This window comes from Clostridium sp. BSD9I1, from assembly GCF_900185645.1.
In the GTDB taxonomy this organism is placed as follows: Bacteria; Bacillota; Clostridia; order Clostridiales; family Clostridiaceae; genus Clostridium_AK.
This window is the reverse complement of sequence record NZ_FYAM01000023.1, coordinates 128741-150681: the sequence shown is the minus strand read 5'-3', so window position 1 is coordinate 150681 and position 21941 is coordinate 128741. Positions and strand designations below refer to the sequence as shown.

The window sequence follows — 21941 nt, the reverse complement described above, 5'->3', positions numbered from 1 at the left end:
ATTTAAGTCAGCCTAGGGCTGACTTTTTTGCTTTTGATTTATCTCTGCAATTTCTGGATTCTCATCTAAGAATCTTATAACTTCCTTAGCATTTGGAAAGTCAGTATCAAAATGCCTATAAATGTTACTTATAAGCTTAAAATCTTCCTTTGTATCAACAGAGAGCTTGTATCTCCTATTGTATGTTTCTTCACCTTTTACTGTTCCTATCTTAAATTCCTTAGGATGTTTCAATATATAATTTGTTACTCCTTCATAGTATTTACAAGGAGAGCACTCATTTGAATACATAGCTTCCCTTATAGATATAGTATTTATTCCTGAGCTCTTAATAACCTTTTGCAGACATTTGTCTAATGCTTCTTTTGAAAAAACTTCTACTTCTAAGCCCTCTGGAAAGGAATTTGGTACATCTAAATGCACATAGTCATAATTATACATTTTGAAATAAGATATAACATTGTCCACAATATCAGGAGATATAAAAGGACAATTCCCTTTTATTCTCACTATTGTGTCCCCAAAATGTCTACCAGAAGCTTCCTTAAATCTTTTTAACATATTTTCTTTGCTTCCTGTAAATACATGAAACTCGGTTTCCTGAAGTGCACTTACCAAAGAGGAATCTTTAATATTATTAGACGCTGCTACAATAACTTCATCTATAAGTCTTGCCTTCATTAACCTTTGTAAGGTATGTACTATAACTGGCTTTCCAGAAATAGACCTTGTTAAAAGCTCCATATTACCATTACAAACGGTTTCTGGCTGAACAATACATAATACCTTCATTAAAATCACCTCTATAAATTTAGAATAACCTTAAAGGAGAAAATTTATGAAAAAAACTTTAAATATATAACATGCATGCTGTCAACATACCTAATTTTCTCAATTCACTTTAAGGTAACTGCTATGAGTATTTATGATAATAATGATAATATTACCATAGAACAAGATTTAAGTAAAAGTTATTATCGTGGAAATCAATAGTTACTAATTATTTCGGCAAAGTTCTTCAAGTGTTTGACACATGATTTCTACGCCCTTCTGGAGTTTATCGTAGTCAGTCCATTCCTCTGGACAATGGCTTCTTCCATTTTTGCTTGGCACAAATAAAAGACCTACCTCTGTAACTCCAGCCATAATCATAGCATCGTGTCCTGCTCCACTTAACATATCTTCTGTTGTAAAACCTATATTATCTGCTTTATTTTTCATTATACTTATTATATTTTCTGAAAGCTTTACTGGATTTACATTAAGCTTGTCTATAATTTCATATTTAACACCCTTAGTTTCAGCCATATTTTCAAGATCTTTACTTATTTTATTTGAAACTTCATTTATAAGATTTTTACTTTTTGATCTTATATCCACAGTAAATTTAACCTCTTCCGGAACTATATTTGCAGCTCCTGGAAGCAATTGAAATTTTCCTATAGTAGCTACAGTTCCTTCTCCTGCTTCTTTTGCAAATCCACTTATCTTTGATATTACTGGTGCTGCAGCATCTAATGCATCTAATCTCATATCCATAGGAGTTGTTCCTGCATGATCAGCTCTTCCCTTAATTATAACTTCAAATTCTCTTATACCAACTACATATTGAACTATTCCTAAATCCTTATTATTAGATTCAAGGATAGGTCCTTGTTCAATGTGAAGTTCTAAAAATGCCTTTATATCCTTAGGATTTCTTACTGCTTTATTTATTTCATCTGGATTAAATCCAAAATCTTTCATAGCCTGTGCTATGCTTATTCCTTGTGTATCTTTATATTTATCAAGTTCTTCTCTTGTTACTTTTCCAACCATTGCTCTACTTCCAAAAAGACCTCCACCAAATCTGCAGCCTTCCTCTTCTATCATTGCAATAAACTCCACAGGATATTTAGGTTTTATATTATTTTCCTTAAAAACCCTTGCTGATTCAAGAGCAGTAACCACTCCAGCTGGTCCATCAAATATGCCTCCATTTTTAACCGAGTCATAATGGGAACCTATCATAACTACTGGCGCATCTTTAAGTTCTCCCTCAAGTCTGCCAACTATAGTTCCTGCTGCATCTTCATAAACCTGAAGTCCTGCTTCTTTCATTTGCCCCTTTATATATTCTCTAGCTTTTCTGTCTTCCTCACTAAATGAAAGACGGGTATTTCCTACTCCTGGTGTAGATGTAAATTCACCTAATGCTTCAATGTCCCTTTTAATTCTTTCAAGATTTGTATTCAAAAACTTCGCCCCCCTTGTTTTTTCATTAACTTTATATATTCTGCCCATATATCTATTTTCCTGCAAATATTAGAAAGATAGTAATACACTTTCCATATTTCTACCTAAACTCACAAAGCGCTCTTACTAATCTGTCACATCTATTTCTTAGTTCATATAAATTATCTGCTGTTATGTCTTGAACTAAAGTTTCGTCTACCCCTAATGTATAGGCCCCTGCTTCAAACCACTTGTCCATATTATCCTCTGTTACTCCTCCTGTTGGCATTAAGTCCATATATGGAAATGGTCCCTTTAAAGCTTTGATAAATTCTGGACCTAGCGATTCTCCTGGAAACACCTTTATGATGTCTGAGCCTAAACTATATGCTTTAAATGCTTCTGTTGGAGTAGCAACTCCTAGTGAAAAAAATATCCCGTGAGATTTACAGTACTTTCCTACATCCTCTACTATGCATGGAGATACAATAAAATCTGCTCCACTATTTAAAACTTGCTTTAATTGTATTTTATCTACTATAGTTCCTGCCCCAATAAGAACGTTTGGATATTTACGTTTAAGTCTATCTATAAGTATTGGTGCTTCTTTGACTATACAAGTAACCTCAACTATATCTATTCCTGAAGATATTATATTTTTACAAAGTACTTCAGCAAAATCTAAATCCTTTTCCCTTATTACTGTCACTATATTATTTTTGAATCTATTTTTAATATCTCTTTTATCCATAATATTAGTCATCTCCTCCTTCATCTGTATAAACTCTGCGTCTTTATACAGATATATGAAGAATCAGCTTTAAATATGAAATTAAAAATTTATAGCTATAAACTCAGTATACGTTAAATATCAGATCTCTGTTGTCTATAGTCGTAAAAAACATTTGCTCTTATTCTTCCAATTAACTCCATTGTGTTTAACTTAAAATATACATATAATTAATTTTATATGGTCCTATTTTCTGATAAAAATAGGACTAATCATAGTTTATTACATAGGAGGAAAACATGAAAAAATTCAAAGGACTTATTGGTACATTATTAATTGGTATTAGCTTACTCTCTTTGACAGGATGTACTTCAAAAGAGGACAAGCTGATAAAAGCTTTAGAAAAAGCCAGCACTATCAAGTCATTAAGCTATAAGGCTAATGCAGATTTTAAATTTAGTGGCCAAGCAGCTCAAGAAATGGGCGGATTTAACGGATTTAACTTAGAGTTAACTGGTAAATCCGTTACAGAAGGCAAAACCTTAGCTAAATCTCAAACAAATATAAAAGTTGGAGCTATGGGTGTAAGTACTGATTTAGATTTAATTCAGCAAATATCATTAGATAAGGATAATGCAGACCTTAAAATGCTTTTAGAAGTACCCGAGATGTTAAAAGCTCAAGCTGGCCCTATGTTTCAAAATACTGACTATATTTATATTGACTCAAAGGGTCTTGAAAAACTACAACAGATGGAAAAGACACAAAATCAAGATGCAAAAACTTCGCAGAATATTAATATGAATAAAATCGCTGCAAATGCTGGAAATATTCAAAAATCCTCATTATTATTCTTAAAGGATTATACAAAAGAAGATGGTAAGGATTTAATAAAATACACAGGTAAGAATTCTGTGACTATTAATGGAACAGAGGAAAAACTTGAGACTTATGAAATTAAGTTAAATAATGAAGGGCTTAAAAAACTTTTAAAAGCTTATGTAAAAGATGAAAAAAGAGTTATAGAGCTTAAAGATTATTTTACAGCTTTAGTTCCTGAAGGTTCTAAAGAAAATGAAAAAATTAATATGGATGAATTAAATAAAGAAATTGATAAAATGGAAGATATATTTGGTAAAAATGGATTAGTAATGAGCTTTGCTATTAAAGATGGTTATATAGTTCAGCAAAAAATAAATGCAGACCTTATAGCTGAAAAAGATTCAATAACCTTTAATCTTAGTTATGATGTGTTTGATATCAATAAAAACATAGATATAAAGGTTCCAAATAAAGAAGATGTTAAATCCATAGACTTAGTAGATTTGATATCTATGTTTAATGAATCAACAAAAGCTCCATTACCTGAAGGCTTTTAATTTATAAAAAATCTTAATATTTAAAAGGAAGACTGCACTTACAGCCTTCCTTTTAAATATTACTTCAATAATAACTATTAGTTTGAAATATTGAATTTAAATCAGTAACTAGATTGTCGAAAATTTCTACTTCAATCTTATCTTTCATATCATAAACCTTCACTTCTGAATATTGATTATTTTTGTCTAATTTACAAACGAAAATATTACTGCTTTTAGGTGAAATAAGATAAATTCACTTTTGCATCTATAGATAATTTAAAGCATATATTTAAATACCATAAAATAATGAAAAAAACTGCCCGCCATAACAAACAAATGAAATATCTCATGAAATCCAAATATATTAGATTTTATCCTTGGCCATTTTGTTGCATATATAACTGCACCTAAAGTATAGGAAACACCACCAAGAAATAATAAAACAATTCCTCCTGTTGACACGGTCTTTGAAAGAGCTGGAATTAGAAATACGGAAATCCATCCTATAAGTACATAAGACAAAGTAGATATCCATCTTGGAGCATTAAACCATACCATCTTAAATACAACGCCCATGATAGCACAAGCCCAAATACCTATAAACATTGCCCATCTTAAAGTCCCATGTAAAGCTATCAAGCATATAGGAGTATATGTTCCTGCTATTAAAACAAAAATCATTGAATGATCCAGTTTTCTTAAAAACTTAATCACTCTTTCTGAAGCTGTTACTAAATGGTATACCGTACTTGCTGTATAAAGAAGTATTAAGCTTAATCCAAACATAGCTATTGCAACATAAGCCAATGGTTCAGGTTTTGGCACTGTACTTTCACGCCAAATAAGCAGTATCATCCCTACAAGAGAAATTACAGCTCCAATTAAATGAGTTAATCCACTTATGGGTTCCCTAAACTTTGTAAGCATATATCATCACTCCATTTTAATAATTTATTTATCAATGTATCTTATAAGGATACATTTACTTATCTATAACCATGTTATGTAGTTTTTAAAACCACCTCGTGTCATGTTATTATAATACCACAATTTTAAATAAATTATAACTACTTCATAGAATGATTTTCCCCCATATTCTTAAGTATTCCCTAGGTTTTATAAATCATATCTATTTTTTCTTTAATTTGCTAGATTTATCTAACTTAGCATTTAACTTACCTCATAATCTAGTTTTGTATACTTTATATTGAAATAGTAATATACATATGGTAACATTTTGTTAAATAACTACAATTAGAGGTGCTGAAAATGGAATTTGATATAAATAAATTATCTTCATTGATTGAAGAGATTTCTTCCTATGAAGATATTGAGCTTTCAGATATTCCAAACTTAGATTTGTATATGGATCAAGTTATTACTTTATTTGATAGCAAGTTGTCGCATTTAAGACGAAATGAAGACGATAAGATATTAACTAAGACTATGATAAATAACTACACTAAGGCTAAAATACTTATGCCTTCTACCAAAAAGAAGTACTCAAAAGCTCATATTATTTTGCTAATACTTATATATTATCTAAAGCAAAACTTATCTATAAGTGATATAAGTTTATTATTTAAAGACATGATTAAAACCGTGGAATCTACAAAAAATGAAAGCTTAGAAATTGAAAAGATATATCAGTCATTTTTACATGTAAAAAAAGCTGATTCGAGTACTTTACAGGAGGATTTAAATAAAAAGGTTACCTTAGTACTTGAAAATACAAAAGACTTGTCATCTAAAAACCTAGAGTTTTCACAAATGCTTATAACCGTTCTTACTCTTATAAATCAAGCAAACACTTACAAAAGATTATCTGAAAAAATTATTGATGACTTCTTTACTAATTATGAATTCAAGTAAAAATGGAAAAGTCTACACACCTAGAGTAAAATAATTATATTGTATATTGAATATACTAAAAATAAAATTATGGATGGAGGATCATTTATGAGTTCGCATAAAATTGATTATCAGATTTATGGAGACGATACCCAATTCGTGGAAATAGAACTTGACCCTAGAGAAACTGTAGTAGCTGAAGCTGGAAGCATGATGATGATGGATATGAGCATTCAAATGGAAACAATATTTGGAGATGGTTCATCACAGTCTTCTGGAGGATTTATGGATAAGCTCTTTGGAGCTGGAAAGAGAATCTTAACAGGTGAAAGCTTATTTATGACAGCCTTTACTAACGCAGGTTATGGGAAACAAAAGGTGAGCTTTGCGGCACCATACATTGGTAAAATACTTCCTATGGATTTAAGCATGCTTGGCGGAAAGCTTATATGTCAAAAGGATTCTTTCCTATGTGCAGCAAAGGGAGTTTCTGTAGGCATAGATTTTAGAAAAAAATTAAGTGTTGGTTTTTTTGGTGGCGAAGGATTTATACTTCAAAAATTAGAAGGCGATGGCCTAGCATTTATCCACTCCTGTGGTGCACTAGTAAAAAAAGATTTACTTCCTGGTGAAACTTTAAGAGTAGATACTGGTTGTCTAGTTGCTATGACAAGAGATGTACGCTACAATATAGAATTTGTAGGCGGTATTAAAAATACTTTATTTGGTGGTGAAGGAGTATTTTTTGCTACTGTATCAGGCCCTGGAAGTGTATGGATTCAATCCCTTCCATTTAGCAGACTTGCAGAGCGTGTATTTGCAGCTTCCCCTCATACTGGTGGAAGAAAAGAAGAAGGAAGTATTTTAGGTGGTCTTGGAAACTTCTTTGATGGTGATAATTAAATAAACTCTTCTTTATTTTATAATATTTAAAATATAAAAATAGCATAATAAAAGCAAAATGAGAAAATATATTTTTGAGGTGATAAAATTGAAAAAAGATTTGAAATTATCTACAGCTTTAACTAGCTTTATTATGTTATTTTTCTTAACTTTATATGGTTGTGGCGGTGCCACAAGTAAAAATGAACAAAGTAACAAAAATACTACTACAGAACAGAAGATTTCTAAAACGGAAGAAGCTCAAAATCAAACACCAGGAAATAGCGCAGTAGAAAGTAAAATATCTCCACAGACCCAAGGACAAAACCAAGGAACAGCAAATGACTTACATCAAAGATCACAAAAGATTGCTAACGCTGTTAAAACTGTAAGTGGAGTAAAAGACGCAGCAGTAGTAATAACTGAAAAGAGAGCTTTAGTGGGAGTTAACATAGGTAACAATGTAGAAGGTAATCTTACAGATAAAATTAAGAGCAGTGTTGAAGCTAAAGTTAAAGAAACTGATAAGGAAATTGACACAGTAGCAGTGTCTGCAGATCCAGACCTTTTTAGTAGAATATCTAAGATTGGCCAGGGCATACAAGCTGGCAAACCTATATCAGAGTTTGGAAATGAAATTAAAGAAATTTTCAATAGGATAATTCCGAAATAACGCTTTAACATATCTCTGAAATTAGAAATGGTAAGTACTAGTAGCTGATATATAAGCTGCTGGTACTTAATTTGGGCCAAATCCCTTAAGAAATAATAGTCATACCTTAACGCTGCTGGGTAAATAGACTCTATGTATTTCATACTTTGAGCATTATGATATGCTGCTTCTTTAATTGCCAAAACTATGGAATCACGGCTCATGTCCTCACTCCAATCCATAAGACTTTCAAACTCTATAGGATTTATTGGGTGAATATTATTATCAAACACATCTAACGCTTCACCGATACCTGTATCTTCTACTTCATCAGCTGCATCCCCATAAACATCAGCAGAGTTCTCTATTATTTCTGCTTCTTCTTTTTCTTCTACTTCTTTAATTTCTTTTTTAATTTCTTCTTCCCCTAGGTCCTTATAAGTCCCTTCTAAGCCCCTTATTTTTCTCCGAAAGTCCTCTACACCATCAAAAATTAAATGTACAGGGTATACTAGCTTCTTACATAAATCATAGAGTTTGTGTACAAACTCTCTATGTTTAATTCCCTTTATTTCCTTATTTATGCACTTTATTGTGTTTTGACTGTTTATAAAATTGTACTTTATCCAATTTAAAATCATTATTTCTTTTGTTTCCTCACAGTATTCTATTTTGCCATAGCTAATAAACCTCTGTAGCAGCTTGCTGACAGTTTCTCTATTATAGCCTGTCTCATATTCAATAGTTCTTTTAGGGAGTTCAAAAATCCCGCATTGTTTACTATTAGTGCATTGAAGTAAGTAAACATAGAAAAACTTCTCCTCCGGTGTCAAATCCATAACGAACGCATCTCTCCAAAATGATAATTGTAATTGTCTATATAGTGCCATAAGTATCTACCTCCAAAAAATTTCTACCTATATATTTAATATGCAGAAATATGAAATTTGTTATTACACCCCTGGGGTAGCACTTTCAATAAATTCTCTATACAATTCTACTTTTCTTTCTTTGTTAAAATAAGAGAGTATTCTACCATATAATATTAACTTACTCTCTTGCTTACCTATGTATATGTTATAACTACTCCATTTATATTCTCCTGGAGTTTTTATCATTTTAGCTCTTACAGGACTCAAATGTATATATCTGCTCACTTCTAACATTTGTACATCACTCTTAATTAACTCAGAATAATACCTATCTTGAAATAAATGTCCAATGTAATTATGTTTTTTATTATAATATTTTGCATACATACTGTTTATTCTACCTATAAAATTACCTATAGGTTTATTTTCTGTTTTTATTAATAAATGTACATGATTATTCATTAGACAATAACATATTATTTCATAGTTATCATATTGGAAATACTCTAGTGCTTCTTTCATTAAAGACAAATACTTGTTGAAATCACCTTCATCTTTAAATATATCGCTTCTGTGATTTCCCCTAGCTGTTATATGATAACTTGCCCCAGGATACCAATTTCTTTTAATCGTTGGCATAATCAAGATCTCCTTTTTTATTCTTGATTATAACCCTTTTCCCAATATTTAAACCCCAGGGGTGTTACCCCTGGGGTGATATTTATGCTCTTATATCTATGTGCTGTCCTCTACTTGGATCTACAGCTGCACTTTGTAACATTTCAGTCATTTGTGCTGCAGTTTCTTTTCCTGTATTCATGGCAAGTTTCATTACTGCCAAGCTTGCTGCATCTTGAACCTTTGACTGACTCATCGCAACAGATAATCCTGCTATATCCATTTAATCTCCTCCATATCTAGCTAACTAAGCCATTTATTAAGTACCGAATTTACACTTTCGTTATTTTGACGTGCTGATACCAACAAAGATTGGTTGCTATTTACAAGTATATTGTCTTTAACTGACTTCATAACAGCGCTTGCCATATTTATGTCTTCAATTTGAGAAACTGATGAAGTTAGGTTTAACTTTGAATTACTTGCATCATTAAAAGAAGATTGTAAATTATTTAAATGAGCCCCCAAAATAGTTCTATTTTCTATAACTTTATTTAGTGCTTTATCTACTTTTGTAATAGTATTACTAGAACTTGTTATAGTACTTATTGAAGTCGCATCTAATCCTAAAGCATTAGTGGAGCTATCAAATAAAGATAAATCATAAAAAATATCCGGATTATCTTTAATTTTTAAAGTTAATGTTTTATTCTCATTTAAAAGTTTTATTCCATTAAATTCAGTTTGATTGGATATAGTGTCTATATTTTCCTTGAGTTGATTAAATTCTTCTTCTAGTGCACTTCTATCCTCATCTGTTAAAGTTCCATTAGAAGACTGAACTGCCATTTCTTTTATTCTATGAAGAGTTTTGGTTATTTCACCCATAGCTCCATCAGCTGTTTGGATCATAGAAATTCCATCTTGTATATTTCTTTCAGCTACGCTTAGTCCCCTTACTTGAGACTTAAAACTCTCACTTATAGAAAGTCCTGCTGCATCATCTGCTGCTTTATTAATTCTTTTTCCTGTTGATATTTTTTCAATAATATCATTCTTACTTGTTTTATTACTTGTAAACTTTCCATAAGAATTTAAAAGTGATAAATTACTTTGAACAAACACAATCTCACCTCCTTATTGTAACATAATTCCTATTTATCCAGCTATATCTTAAATTATCGTGATTCTAAGAAAAAACTTTAAATTAATGTTAAATAAGGAGATTATATAGCTATTCTTTTCTTAAAAGTTCAAGCACTCCATTAGGTAAATTATTTGCTTGTTTTAGCATTGCCGATGATGCCTCTTGCATTACAGAAGTCTTACTTAAATTTATAGTTTCCTTTGCCATATCTGTATCTAAAATTCTTGAATTTGCAGCTTCTAAATTTAGGCTATAGTTACTTACATTATTATTAATATGTTCTAAGGCATTTACATAAGAACCATACTTAGCTCTTCTCCCAGAAATTAAAGCTATTGTATTATCTATATTCGATAATGCCTTTTGTACTTCTTCAATAGGATCAACTTGTACATCACTTAATCCTATCTTAAAAGTTCTTGTATCATATAACTCTACTTTAAATACTTCTTTAGAATTGGGACCCACTTGCAGGGTAATAGTTGGCATATCTTCAGTATCATATTCAGCTCCAGCGTCTATCATTATCTTACCTGCAAGAGCATCTAATTGAGTTCCAAAATTACCGCTTATATCTAAATAATCCCCATCAGTTGGATCAGATAGTCTTTTTAGCTGACTATTTGTTTCTCCGTACATATTGCTTACAACTGTGAGTTTAATGCCTTTACTTTTTAAATCATTTGCTACTTCATCAATATCAAATGTTGACAAATCATCTCCATCATCTGAGTCTTGATTATCATCATGTACTGGTGCATCGGTAATTAGTATAAAGTGTTTAGGTGCCTCATCTCTAAAACTGTAAGCTATTGCTCCATTAGTTGGATCTGCAATACCTTCAAGTCCCGATTCATACCAGTCACCGCCACCACTTACATTAATGCTATTTAAATTAGATTTAAATTTATCTAAGTCACTAGTAAATTCTTTTTTTATTGTAGGTTCTCCTGAATTTACTTCTCCATAAGTAACAAGACCTAATTTTACATCCACACCATTTGAACTCAATCTATTTACAAATCCATCTATATTGGATTTTACCTTTTCTATGGCACTTCCCATGCTTCCTGTTCTATCTATAATAAATACAATATCGGCATTTCCTGGTGTCCATTTAGGAGGTTCTTTAATGGATGGTGGACTTAAGGGTTTAATTCCATTAAACTCAGTATAATTTGCTATGCCATCAATACTCTTCTTTATTTCATCTATTTCCTGCTGAATTATGTCCCTATCTTCTTTAGTTAAAGTGTCATTACCTGCTTGTACCACAAGTTCCCTGATTCTTTGTAAATTAGGGTTTTCTATTTCCCCTAATGCACCTTCAGCAGTCTGTAAAAAAGAAACGCCATCTTGGATATTTCTTTCAGCCTGCTGCAATCCCCTAATTTGAGCCCTCATTTTCTCAGAAATTGATAAACCTGCAGCATTATCACCAGCTCTATTTATTGATAGCCCTGTTGAAAGTTTTTCCATAGCTTTTGATGCATTTATGCTATTATTTTTTGATCTATTATAAGCATTCATAGCCGATAAATTATGATTTATAATCATTTGTGTCTCTCCTCTTTGATTTACATTACAAATAAAATCTAAAACGTTAAAATTTTATAATATTATATCGAAGAGAATTTAACGAAAATGTATAGAATATAAAATTTTATTTCACTAAAGTTTAAATTAAAAAAGAACCACATATTTTATTATGAGGTTCCTTGCCATATATATTAGTTTGATTTCTTTATATCATCCACTGCATTTTTTATTTTGATAGTCGAGATAATGCAGGCTTATAATCACCACACATATTATAATGTTTAAATGCTTCTTCTGTATATCCTAAACATTCAAAAATTACTCCTATGTTATAATAAGCTAGATATGAATTAACTCCCTCTATTTTCCCTTCCGCATTCCCAATGCATTTATAAAAACTATTAACTGCATCATTAAATTTCCCATTATTCATATAAATTAATCCCATTAAGAAGTTAAAGTCCGGATACTGTTTATAATAAATATAAAAATCTTCAATTTTAATTGCATCATTAAATCTATTAGAATTTATCAATGAGTATCCATAAGTTTCAACCAAATCCTCTGCATATTCATAATTAAAATTAATATCATATCTAAGAGCTTCTTCAAAACTTTCACAGGCTAAAGTATACTCCTTACCCATATAGTAAGACTTGCCTAATTGATAATGCAAATATGGATCATTAAGATTATCATGAATTGCCTGCTTAAGCATAGAAATATTTCTTGATATCTTGTTAGTTTTATTTAATACTTCCTTTGTATATCCTATATGTTCAATATCTACATCTAAAGGGGCTGTTGTATAGCTTGTATTATTTAGTGAAGTTACCTGTTCATGAATAATTCCCGTATAATTATAATATTTTTTATTAAAAAATCTATTTATTCTTTCTATGTATCTTTTTTCTCCAGTGGAATCTTCAAAGGTATTTATCCTTTTTATTCTTCCTACTACTTTATCAGTACCTTTAATGAGTTTCAAAATGCTTTCCTTATTAAAATTTGTTACTAATTCATCTGCATCTAATACTAATATCCAATCATTATTTGCTTTAGATATGGAAAAATTTCTTGCCTTTGAAAAATCATTTTCCCAGATAAAATCATAAACTTTATTTGTATAACTTAGTGCAATTTCCTTGGTTTTATCATTAGAACCTGTATCTACAACTATTATCTCGTCAGCTATAGATTTTACAGAATCTAAACATTGTGCCAATCCTTGTTCTTCATTTTTTACTATCATACATAAACTTATCATTTAAACAACTCCCAAATAATCTAATACAAATTATATTTAAGCCTCATTAAATAAGGATTTTATAGCATTAATGCATCTATATACTCCCTTTTCATCAATGTAATATTTAGCTTTTTCTATCATATTTGTTCTTACAGCTAGATTATCGCTAATATTTTCTATACTATCATGCAATAAATTATTATCTAGTTTATTGTACCATCCTAAATTCTTTATTATCCCTAAGCTACCCATCTTTATTGCTAATTTTTCTTGGTTCTTAGCGGTTATTATTCCGATTGTTGGAACCCCACATATACATAATTCATACAATGTGCTTCCACAGGCAGCTATAGCTAGGTCACATTTATTCATAACTTCTACCATATTAGCATTAAAATATAAGTTTACATTGTCATTTTCAGCAACAAGTTCTCTTAACACTTCTAAATTATTAAAAGAAGCTCCAACTATCACATGAAAATTATACTTTGAATTTGATACATTTTTTAATATGTTTCCTGTTACATTATTGGGATCTGCTCCGCCAATAGTAATTATAATATTTTCTACTTTATTATTTAAAGTTTTATCTTGCAATAAATTTCTAAATTCTTCTCTTAGCAGTATATACTTAGAACCTAGTAAAAATTGAGTATCAATATTAGCCTTATACTTAAATTCCTCAGCGCCTAAGTTTTGATTTATCAAAAAGTCTACATTATAATAAGATAACAAGTTATTATCATCTATATATCCAACTTTTTTAAACATTAATTTAGTTTTATTAAAATACTCCTCATTTACGTCATAATTATCAGTAATTAAAATATCTGCGTTAATATATTTTAATCCTTCAATTATATTATTTTCTTCTATTAACTGCACCTCAAATCCTTCTTTTTTAACTTTATTAATTCCCCCTATGTACTTATCTAATTCATTGCTGTCTGTTTTGCATATATAAAAAACTTCTGCGTATTTAGCCAATTCTTTAGCCAAAACCAATGTTCTCATTATATGTCCCATACCTATAGAACTGCCACCATCTGCCCTAATACCTATTTTCATAGTACATTCACCTTATTATAAAATTAAATTCCAACTTAATGGAGCCCCTTTTTTTATATCCATTTTTACCTTTTTGCCTAGTATATCATTATAATACCTTGGATGCATTCCAAAGCCCGGTCTTATAGATTTTACATTTTCTTCATTAAGTTCTTCTCCAGCTTTTATATCTTTAACTATAAACAATGATCTAGAGTGTTCCCTGCTTCTTCTCATTTTATATGTCAAATCGTAGTTTACCTCACCTAGAGCTTTTTCAATTTCCCTTATAGAGTTAACCATATTCTTAAATTCATCTGGTTCCATAGAAAAAGCTGCATCTGGCCCACCGTCAGCTCTACTTAAAGTAAAGTGTTTTTCAACTATCTTAGCTCCTAAAGCAACCGCTCCTACTGCAACGGAATGACCTAAAGTGTGATCAGATAAACCAACAATTGTCTTAAAGGTTTCTCTTATATTAGGCATAGTATTTAAATTTATATCCTCAAGAGGGGAGGGATATGCACTGGTACACTTTAATAACGCAACCTGTTCATTTCCCATTCTCTTGCAAGCATTTACAGCTTCCTCTATATCTGAAAGAGTAGCTATCCCCGTAGAAATGATAATTGGCTTTCCTTTAGATGCTATGTACTCAATAAAAGGAATATCGGTAATTTCAAAGGATGCTATTTTATAAGCTGGAACATTCATATCCTCTAAAAAATCTACAGCTGTTTTATCAAAAGGAGATGAAAAACATATTAATCCTTCTTCTTCAGCTATCTTTTTAAGCTTTGGCTGCCATTTCCATGGAGTATAAGCAGTTTGGTAAAGTTTATGCAAGGTGGTTCCATCCCAAATTGTATCTTGTTTAATTTGAAAATACTCATTATCACAATCTATAGTTATGGTATCTGGAGTATACGTTTGAAGCTTTATAGCATCAGCACCTGCTCTTTTTGCTTCTTTGATAATTTTCACTGCATTATCAAAACTTTGAAGATGATTTGCAGACATTTCAGCTATTATAAAAGCAGGGTTATTTCCTCCTATTACTTTATCTCCAATTTTTATTGTATGATTCATGAATTTTACTCCTTTTTATCTAACGTTTATATAATACCTGACTGCTTTAATTAAGACAGCCTTTTATCCATTCTTCGGTTTCATTAATTCCCTCTTCAAGACTATATTCAGGTTCCCAACCTGCGATTTCTTTAGCTTTGGCATAATTACATTTTAACTTCATTATTTCACTTTGAGGATGAATATGATCAACATGCTTTATGCTACTTCTTCCTCTTGATATAACACTCGCTAATTCATTTATAGTAACATCTCGTCCAGTACCAGCGTTAACTATTTCCCCATTAACCCTACCGTTAAATCCAGACATTATTACAAATCTAGCGCAATCTTTTACATATAATAAATCTCTTGTTTGCTTTCCAGTTCCATAAATATTCAGTTCTTCTCCTTTTAAAGCTTTATTTATAAAAATGGCAATAACTCCGCCTTCTCCGTTAGTCTTTTGTAATGGGCCATAAGTATTAAAAGGTCTTATAACTACTGTAGGCAGTTTATATGTATAATAATAAGATAGCACTAAATTTTCAGCTGCAATTTTACTTGCTCCATAGGGTGATATTGGTTTAGTAGGATGAAACTCATCAATTCCTTCTTCTCCTGCCTTATCATATACCATACAGGTGCTCATAAAAACTACTTTACAAGGATGTGTTCCTTCAGCATTATCACAAATCCACTTATCTCCCTGCATTTTTGCACTTTCACCAAACATTTGCATTCTTGCTCTTTCTAGTATATTAAAAGTTCCAATCGTATCATTATAAAAAGTAGTTTCAGGATCATCAATACTGTCCTGTACAATAATTGAAGCAGCTAGGTGATATATTATATCGAACTTATTTTCTTTAAATAAGTTCTTTAAAAGCACATTATCTTTTATATCTCCTTGTACAAAGGTGAAGTTATCATCATTAATAAACTCTTCAATGTTTTTTAAACTTCCATTAGATAAATTATCTAAAGCTGCTACTTTATGATTATCTTCTAAAAGCTTTTTAACTACCCATCTTCCAATAAAGCCTGCTCCACCAGTAACTAAAATGTTCATATCATCACGTCCTTTATATTTGATTAAATCTTCTTTTGCATTACTTCTTTATTTATATCTGCAATTTTTTTATTTTCATCTAAAAATTTAACTATATCTTTAGCTGACACATTTTCATCATTAAAATGTTCATATATTAATTTCACTAATTTAAAATCGCTTTCTGTATCAACACATAACCTATAATCTTTATTGTAAAGATCACTTCCTTTAACATAGCCAATTTTAAAGTCTTCAGGATGATTATACATATATAATGTTACATGTTCCCTATACTTTTCTTCATCGGCAAGGCTAATTGTTTTATCTAAAGCTTCCTTTGAAAACACTTCCACATCAAATCCTCTTATAAATGTATCTGGAACATCTAATCTTACATAATCAAAGTCATTCATTAAAAAATAGCTTACTACATTATCTACTATTATAGGATCAATGAAAGGACAATCTCCAGTAATTCTTATTATTACATCTCCATTATACTTATCCGCTGCAGCCTTATATCTTTGTAGCACATCATCTTCACTTCCCCTAAAGACTTCATATCCATAGTTTTTTACTGTAGATTCTAGGATATTATCTTTGTCTAAGTTAGAAGTAGCTAAAATAACTTCATCTATATACTTACTTTTCTTTAATCTATCTAGGGTATGTATTATTAAAGGTTTTCCTATAATAGGTTTTATAACCTTACCCGGCAGTCTTTCAGAACCCATTCTAGCTTGAATAATTGCTAGTACTTTCATGTCTTCACCCCAACTTTAAAATCAAATTTCTTCAATTATAGATATTATTTCATTTAAACTACTTACCTCATAATCAGCTTCATATTCCGAGTCAAGCCTTACATGAATGTGATCTCCAGCTTCTCGAATTAATCTTATAGTCTTATACCCAAGCTTTTTAGCTCCATAAAAATCCTTATTAGGATTGTCCCCTATATATACACATTCACTAGGTAAAAAATTAAATTTTTCAGCCATATTTTTAAAAGACATAATATGAGGCTTCCAATACTCTCTCCCTAAATCATCCGTTACAATAATGTTGTCAAAATACTTCTCTACTTCTAATAGCTTTATCTTATTCCACTGAACATAGCCTAAGCCATCAGTTATAAGTCCCAATTTATAATTATACTTTAACTTATTTAATATCTCTACACTATCCTCATATAATTTTAGCTTTGGTTTGGCGTTTCTATACACCTGAACCAAAGCTTTTATATCTTCATTTATATTATAATTATCGCATATTATATTAAATATTTTACCTCTGCCATGACTTTGTAATATATTTATCATATCTATATAGACATCTTCTGAATTTAAATTATATTTGGCAGAAAGATATTCAGATACTTCTTTAAAAGCTCCAAATACAAAATCCTTTTCGTTATAAAGTGTATCGTCTAAATCAAAAGCTACTAATTGTATCATATGAATACCGCCTCGTCATATCTTAACATAGTTATTTCTTTAAACTCACCAATAGTAGGACTTATTTCTTCTCCCTTGCACATAATCTCAAAATGCTTTCCATAGTCCACCCCAGCTTCAAAACTTAACGGAACTCCTCCACCAAATCTAGGGTTTACCTCTATAAATTTAATTTCTTTGTTTGAACTCACAATGCATTGAATAGTTATAGGTCCTATAAACTTTGTCTTAGAACATAAATCTAAAACAGCATCTATTATTTTAAAGTTCTTTACAGTTCTACTTTTAGATACTTCTCCAGAACGTACTTCTAAACGCTCCCTTGGAACTGACGAAATTACTCTTCCACTAAAGTCACATAATACATCTATAGTATATTCCGTACCTTCTATGTACTCTTGGATTATAGGATTTTCTACATAATCTATAAAAAATGATAATTCCTTTTCATTTTTAACTTTAAATACATTACTGCTACCCATTCCATCTATAGGCTTTATTATAAGTGGATATTTTATATTATTAGGTAAATTACCTTTAATATATGACTTTGGAGTATTTATATTATTTTCTTTAAAAAATTCATAGGTTTTATATTTGTCATTAAAGGTATTTATTACCTCTAAGTCACTTAATAATAACTTTGTTCCAACTTCAGTAAATTTATATCTATTTTCACATAAAAGTTTATATTCTTTCTCATATAAAGGTATAACCATATCTATATTTTCTTCTATACATATATTAATTAAACTATCTATATATCCATGTTCATTATACTTTGGAACTTTGAAAAACTTGTCTACAAAATAAATTGCTGGTGCCACTTCACCGCAATCTGTGCCAAAAACTTTGCAAGATTTTTTTAAATATTTAATAAGTTGTATTCTTTTACCTATGGCTGTGAGTAATATTTTCATATTCTTGCCTCTTTCTATAATAGAAACTTATTAAGCATTCACTTAATAATAACTCCTTTATTCTATATTATATAAATTAGCTCAATAATTTTATTGAAAATTTTTCCATTAGTATAAGTTTTCCTCCAATTTAATAATAGATCGTGCTTTTGATATATCCTTTAATTTCAGTAAACACTAATAGATGAATTAAGAAGAATAGCAATGAATAACACGATCCATTCTAAATACAACAGGCTATTACCTATACTCCATAAGTACTCTTCTTAATTCCCTTTTCGTACTTTTAAACTCATTTCTTCCACAATTAATTTGATTAACATTAAAAACTGCGTCCATATATTCACTTTTAATTTTCAAAGCTTTTTGGAACATATGTTTAGCAAGTAATTTATCACTTAAAGCATAGGCACATCCTAAATTGTTATGCGCCTCTACCATATCCATATCAATTTCTAAAGCCTTTTTATAACAGTCTGATGCTTTCTCATATTCATCTTCATTATAAAAACAATTTCCTAGATAAAACCATATGAATTTATCATTATAATGTTCCGAAAGATTTATTAATATTTCTTTTGATAACTTAAATTCTTCTATTTTTATATATATTTTTGCTAATAACATGTTTTTATTATAGTAATTGAAGTCAGAATCTTTTACTATGTTTTTAATTTTTTCTATTCCTAATGATTTTACTATATTTATTTCTGCTTTTACTTGACTTTCATGTTTATTTGTTAAATTTTCTTCATGCCTTCTATATATGTATAAAGGTTCCTGTAAATATTTAAATTGATGTTTTTCACCTAATCTAATAATAAATTCATAATCTTCAGCATGTATTAATTTCTCATCATACTTAATTCCTTCATCATAACATTTCCTACGCATCATTATTGAAGGAGGTATCGGTACTATTTGTCTAAATAAAAGCATAGCTAAAAAGCTTTTTCCATCTTCTATTACATAATCGCTATTAATATATTTTATAAATTGTAAATTTTCATCCACTAGCTTCATATCATTATAAACAACATCAATTTCTTTGTATTTTTCTAAGATTTCCATCTGCTTTTGAATCTTTTCTGGTTCATACAAATCATCTGCATCTAAAAATGCTATATACTCACCTTTTGATAAAGCCATCCCTAAGTTCCTGCTTGCTGCCGGCCCCTTATTATTCTGATAAATATATCTTATTTTATCAAAGTTTTTTACAATATCTGCAGTTTTGTCTATAGAACCATCATCGATTACTATTATTTCAATATTTTTATATGTTTGGTTTAATACACTTCTTATTGCATCACTTATAAATTTCTCTCCATTAAAAACTGGAATTATAATACTAACCATATGTTAGCCCCTTATAAATTAATTTTCTTTGTATATTCTAATCAAGTCTTTCCATGAAAATACCTTAATGCCTTTTCCAACCATTTTTTTTATTTGTTTAATGATTGTTGTGTCGTGAACACCTTCAATAGATACTAATATAGCATCTATTTTTCTATTTTTTATAGAATCCATTGATACTATCTCTATCTCTGCAATTTTTTTTCCCTGCATATTAACATTATTATCTATAAAATTAATTACATTGATATTTTCTTTCTTTAAATCACTTAATAAGTACAATCCTGTTTTCATAGCACCAAAAATAGCTACATTTTTTATTTCATATACTGTAAGTACACTAGAAATACCCTTATTATTTAATAAAAGGATCTCTAACCATTCCTTATATAATGCGTTAATATCTAAATTTTCTTCATCACTAGTTATGTCCAAGACACCAAAATGCTTATTTACTATATCATTAAATTCTTTCTTTAATAATCTTGCATTCTCTGGTCTTGTACTAATTCCACCTTGACTATATACCGCCACTATTTTGTTTATATACTTGATATCTTTCTCATTATCTTTAAAACATTTAACCACAAAGTCAAAATCACTACATATTTTGTAACTTTCACTAAATAAATCATACATTTCAAATAGTTGCTTTTTTGCAAATATACCTTGATGGGGTATCATTTTGCATTCCTTTAAATCATTTAACGTTACCTTTCTTCCTAATTCATATTGAAACTTACTTTTATTATCTACAGATAAGACATTTCCATATATCATTTTGATTTCATCATTATTAATAAAAAGTTCTCCAATTTCTCCTATAATATTTTCATTGTATAAATAGTCATCAGAATTTAAAAAGTATATTACACTTCCTGTTGATAACTTTATTCCTTTGTTGTATGCATTATAAATTCCATCGTCTTTTTCTGATACTATTATATCAATCTCATCTTTATATTTATTGACTATATTCATAGTATTATCTGTTGAGTTACCATCAATAATTATATACTCAATATATTGATATTTTTGATTTAGGACACTTTTTATTGTTTTTTCTATAGACTTTTCTGAATTATAACAAGCAGTAATAATTGTTATTTTAAGACATCTTACCATTTTTAGATTTTCACTTTCATTTTATTTTATTTAGTAATCTATGTTTCTGTACTTAGCTGAGCAAGTGCTCCTCCATCAGCAATTAAAGCTTGACCTGTTATAAAAGATGACTGATTATTATCAGCTAAAAAGTATATAGTTTTCCCAATTTCTTCTGGATCGCCAATCTTTTTAGACGGATGTTTCAAACCTAAATTTTCAATTCTTTCATGTATGTCTCCACCTATACCATGATCTCTAGATAGCCCTTCTCTTAACATTTGTGTGTCAATAGCTCCAGGCAAAACAGCATTTACTCTAATACCAACATCTGAAAATTCTAATGCTGTTGCTCTTGTAAATGCTAATATTGCTCCTTTTGATGCTGCATAGGCCGAAATATCTTTAGAAGTAGCAATTGCATGTACAGAACTAATATTAACAATTGCTCCTCTGGTTTCTCTTAAAAGGTTATATGAATTTTTTACAGTTAAAAATATAGATTTCATATTTGTTGCAAAAACACTATCCCATTCTTCTTCAGTAGTTTCTATTATGCTTTTGCATACTTGAATAGCAGCATTATTCACTAAGCAATCTAATCGTCCATAGTTAACGGCTATCTTATCAAAAATATAATTAACTTGTTCCGGCTTACAAAGATCTTGCTCTATGTATAAGTCAATAACATTTTCTTTATCTTCACTTTTTTTTCTATCAACTCCAATAACCTTCCATCCGTTTTGATGAAATACTTTTGCAGTGGCATAGCCTATACCACCAAAAACTCCTGTAATTAAAACTGTTTTCTTCATAA

Annotated in this window: 22 protein-coding genes and 1 pseudogene; 4 read left to right on the top strand and 19 right to left on the bottom strand. The window is 29.9% G+C overall.

Going from position 1 to position 21941, the window contains the following annotated elements:
• Positions 1 to 12 precede the first annotated feature (12 nt).
• The 3 genes from BSD9I1_RS08110 to BSD9I1_RS08100 all read right to left on the bottom strand — a co-directional run bounded on the left by BSD9I1_RS08110 (position 13) and on the right by BSD9I1_RS08100 (position 2965).
• On the bottom strand, positions 13 to 792 hold the full coding sequence (locus BSD9I1_RS08110) for a cytidylyltransferase domain-containing protein (protein WP_186429918.1): 780 nt from the start codon (positions 790 to 792) through the stop codon (positions 13 to 15).
• 204 nt (positions 793 to 996) lie between these two features.
• A complete protein-coding gene (locus BSD9I1_RS08105) occupies positions 997 to 2235 on the bottom strand; it encodes a Zn-dependent hydrolase (RefSeq protein WP_186429917.1) in 1239 nt (412 codons plus the stop codon).
• Positions 2236 to 2335: 100 nt separating this feature from the next.
• Positions 2336 to 2965, bottom strand: a complete 630-nt coding sequence (locus tag BSD9I1_RS08100) for a bifunctional 4-hydroxy-2-oxoglutarate aldolase/2-dehydro-3-deoxy-phosphogluconate aldolase (RefSeq protein WP_186429916.1) — start codon at positions 2963 to 2965, stop codon at positions 2336 to 2338.
• A 278-nt stretch (positions 2966 to 3243) separates the two neighbouring features.
• On the opposite strand from BSD9I1_RS08100, the gene BSD9I1_RS08095 reads away from it, so the two are divergent.
• Complete coding sequence (locus tag BSD9I1_RS08095; protein ID WP_186429915.1) at positions 3244 to 4323, top strand: hypothetical protein; 1080 nt, start codon at positions 3244 to 3246, stop codon at positions 4321 to 4323.
• Positions 4324 to 4581: 258 nt separating this feature from the next.
• On the opposite strand, the gene BSD9I1_RS08090 is transcribed toward BSD9I1_RS08095, so the two are convergent.
• Positions 4582 to 5232 carry a hemolysin III family protein gene (locus tag BSD9I1_RS08090; protein WP_186429914.1) on the bottom strand — a complete coding sequence of 217 codons (651 nt, stop codon included), beginning with the start codon at positions 5230 to 5232 and terminating at the stop codon, positions 4582 to 4584.
• A gap of 342 nt (positions 5233 to 5574) precedes the next feature.
• On the opposite strand from BSD9I1_RS08090, the gene BSD9I1_RS08085 reads away from it, so the two are divergent.
• The 3 genes from BSD9I1_RS08085 (at position 5575) to BSD9I1_RS19140 (ending at position 7711) form a co-directional block, all read left to right on the top strand.
• A complete protein-coding gene (locus tag BSD9I1_RS08085) occupies positions 5575 to 6177 on the top strand; it encodes a DUF1836 domain-containing protein (RefSeq protein WP_186429913.1) in 603 nt (200 codons plus the stop codon).
• An 87-nt stretch (positions 6178 to 6264) separates the two neighbouring features.
• Entirely contained in the window at positions 6265 to 7059 is a 795-nt protein-coding gene (locus BSD9I1_RS08080; RefSeq protein WP_186429912.1) for a TIGR00266 family protein, read from the top strand.
• Positions 7060 to 7117: 58 nt separating this feature from the next.
• Positions 7118 to 7711 carry a YhcN/YlaJ family sporulation lipoprotein gene (locus BSD9I1_RS19140; protein WP_373419348.1) on the top strand — a complete coding sequence of 198 codons (594 nt, stop codon included), beginning with the start codon at positions 7118 to 7120 and terminating at the stop codon, positions 7709 to 7711.
• 134 nt (positions 7712 to 7845) lie between these two features.
• Here the strand turns inward: BSD9I1_RS19140 and BSD9I1_RS19135 are convergent.
• The 15 genes and pseudogenes from BSD9I1_RS19135 to BSD9I1_RS08005 all read right to left on the bottom strand — a co-directional run.
• Positions 7846 to 8331 (bottom strand): annotated as a pseudogene (locus BSD9I1_RS19135) (DnaD domain protein); the annotation flags it as partial.
• A 312-nt stretch (positions 8332 to 8643) separates the two neighbouring features.
• Positions 8644 to 9201 (bottom strand): transposase, encoded by a 558-nt coding sequence (locus BSD9I1_RS08070; protein ID WP_186429910.1) that lies wholly within the window; start codon positions 9199 to 9201, stop codon positions 8644 to 8646.
• Between the two features lie 82 nt (positions 9202 to 9283).
• On the bottom strand, positions 9284 to 9463 hold the full coding sequence (locus tag BSD9I1_RS08065) for a YjfB family protein (RefSeq protein WP_186429909.1): 180 nt from the start codon (positions 9461 to 9463) through the stop codon (positions 9284 to 9286).
• 20 nt (positions 9464 to 9483) lie between these two features.
• Positions 9484 to 10305: a flagellin gene (locus BSD9I1_RS08060; RefSeq protein ID WP_186429908.1), complete on the bottom strand. Its 822-nt coding sequence runs from the start codon at positions 10303 to 10305 to the stop codon at positions 9484 to 9486.
• A 109-nt stretch (positions 10306 to 10414) separates the two neighbouring features.
• Entirely contained in the window at positions 10415 to 11884 is a 1470-nt protein-coding gene (locus tag BSD9I1_RS08055) for a VWA domain-containing protein (protein WP_186429907.1), read from the bottom strand.
• Positions 11885 to 12092: 208 nt separating this feature from the next.
• Positions 12093 to 13133, bottom strand: coding sequence for a glycosyltransferase (locus BSD9I1_RS08050; protein ID WP_186429906.1), 1041 nt, complete (start codon positions 13131 to 13133; stop codon positions 12093 to 12095).
• A gap of 36 nt (positions 13134 to 13169) precedes the next feature.
• Complete coding sequence (gene pseG / locus BSD9I1_RS08045) at positions 13170 to 14183, bottom strand: UDP-2,4-diacetamido-2,4,6-trideoxy-beta-L-altropyranose hydrolase (RefSeq protein WP_186429905.1); 1014 nt, start codon at positions 14181 to 14183, stop codon at positions 13170 to 13172.
• A 15-nt stretch (positions 14184 to 14198) separates the two neighbouring features.
• Positions 14199 to 15251 (bottom strand): pseudaminic acid synthase, encoded by a 1053-nt coding sequence (gene pseI / locus BSD9I1_RS08040; RefSeq protein ID WP_186429904.1) that lies wholly within the window; start codon positions 15249 to 15251, stop codon positions 14199 to 14201.
• 46 nt (positions 15252 to 15297) lie between these two features.
• Positions 15298 to 16302 carry a dTDP-glucose 4,6-dehydratase gene (locus BSD9I1_RS08035; protein WP_186429903.1) on the bottom strand — a complete coding sequence of 335 codons (1005 nt, stop codon included), beginning with the start codon at positions 16300 to 16302 and terminating at the stop codon, positions 15298 to 15300.
• A gap of 23 nt (positions 16303 to 16325) precedes the next feature.
• Positions 16326 to 17048 carry a cytidylyltransferase domain-containing protein gene (locus BSD9I1_RS08030; protein ID WP_186429902.1) on the bottom strand — a complete coding sequence of 241 codons (723 nt, stop codon included), beginning with the start codon at positions 17046 to 17048 and terminating at the stop codon, positions 16326 to 16328.
• A 21-nt stretch (positions 17049 to 17069) separates the two neighbouring features.
• Positions 17070 to 17741 carry an HAD family hydrolase gene (locus BSD9I1_RS08025; RefSeq protein ID WP_186429901.1) on the bottom strand — a complete coding sequence of 224 codons (672 nt, stop codon included), beginning with the start codon at positions 17739 to 17741 and terminating at the stop codon, positions 17070 to 17072.
• Complete coding sequence (locus BSD9I1_RS08020; protein ID WP_186429900.1) at positions 17738 to 18661, bottom strand: ATP-grasp domain-containing protein; 924 nt, start codon at positions 18659 to 18661, stop codon at positions 17738 to 17740. The genes BSD9I1_RS08025 and BSD9I1_RS08020 overlap by 4 nt, the downstream gene beginning before the upstream one ends.
• Before the next feature lie 240 nt (positions 18662 to 18901).
• Positions 18902 to 20020 (bottom strand): glycosyltransferase, encoded by a 1119-nt coding sequence (locus tag BSD9I1_RS08015; protein ID WP_186429899.1) that lies wholly within the window; start codon positions 20018 to 20020, stop codon positions 18902 to 18904.
• A gap of 18 nt (positions 20021 to 20038) precedes the next feature.
• Positions 20039 to 21145: a glycosyltransferase gene (locus tag BSD9I1_RS08010; protein WP_186429898.1), complete on the bottom strand. Its 1107-nt coding sequence runs from the start codon at positions 21143 to 21145 to the stop codon at positions 20039 to 20041.
• A gap of 38 nt (positions 21146 to 21183) precedes the next feature.
• A complete protein-coding gene (locus tag BSD9I1_RS08005; protein WP_186429897.1) occupies positions 21184 to 21939 on the bottom strand; it encodes an SDR family NAD(P)-dependent oxidoreductase in 756 nt (251 codons plus the stop codon).
• Positions 21940 to 21941: the final 2 nt, after the last annotated feature.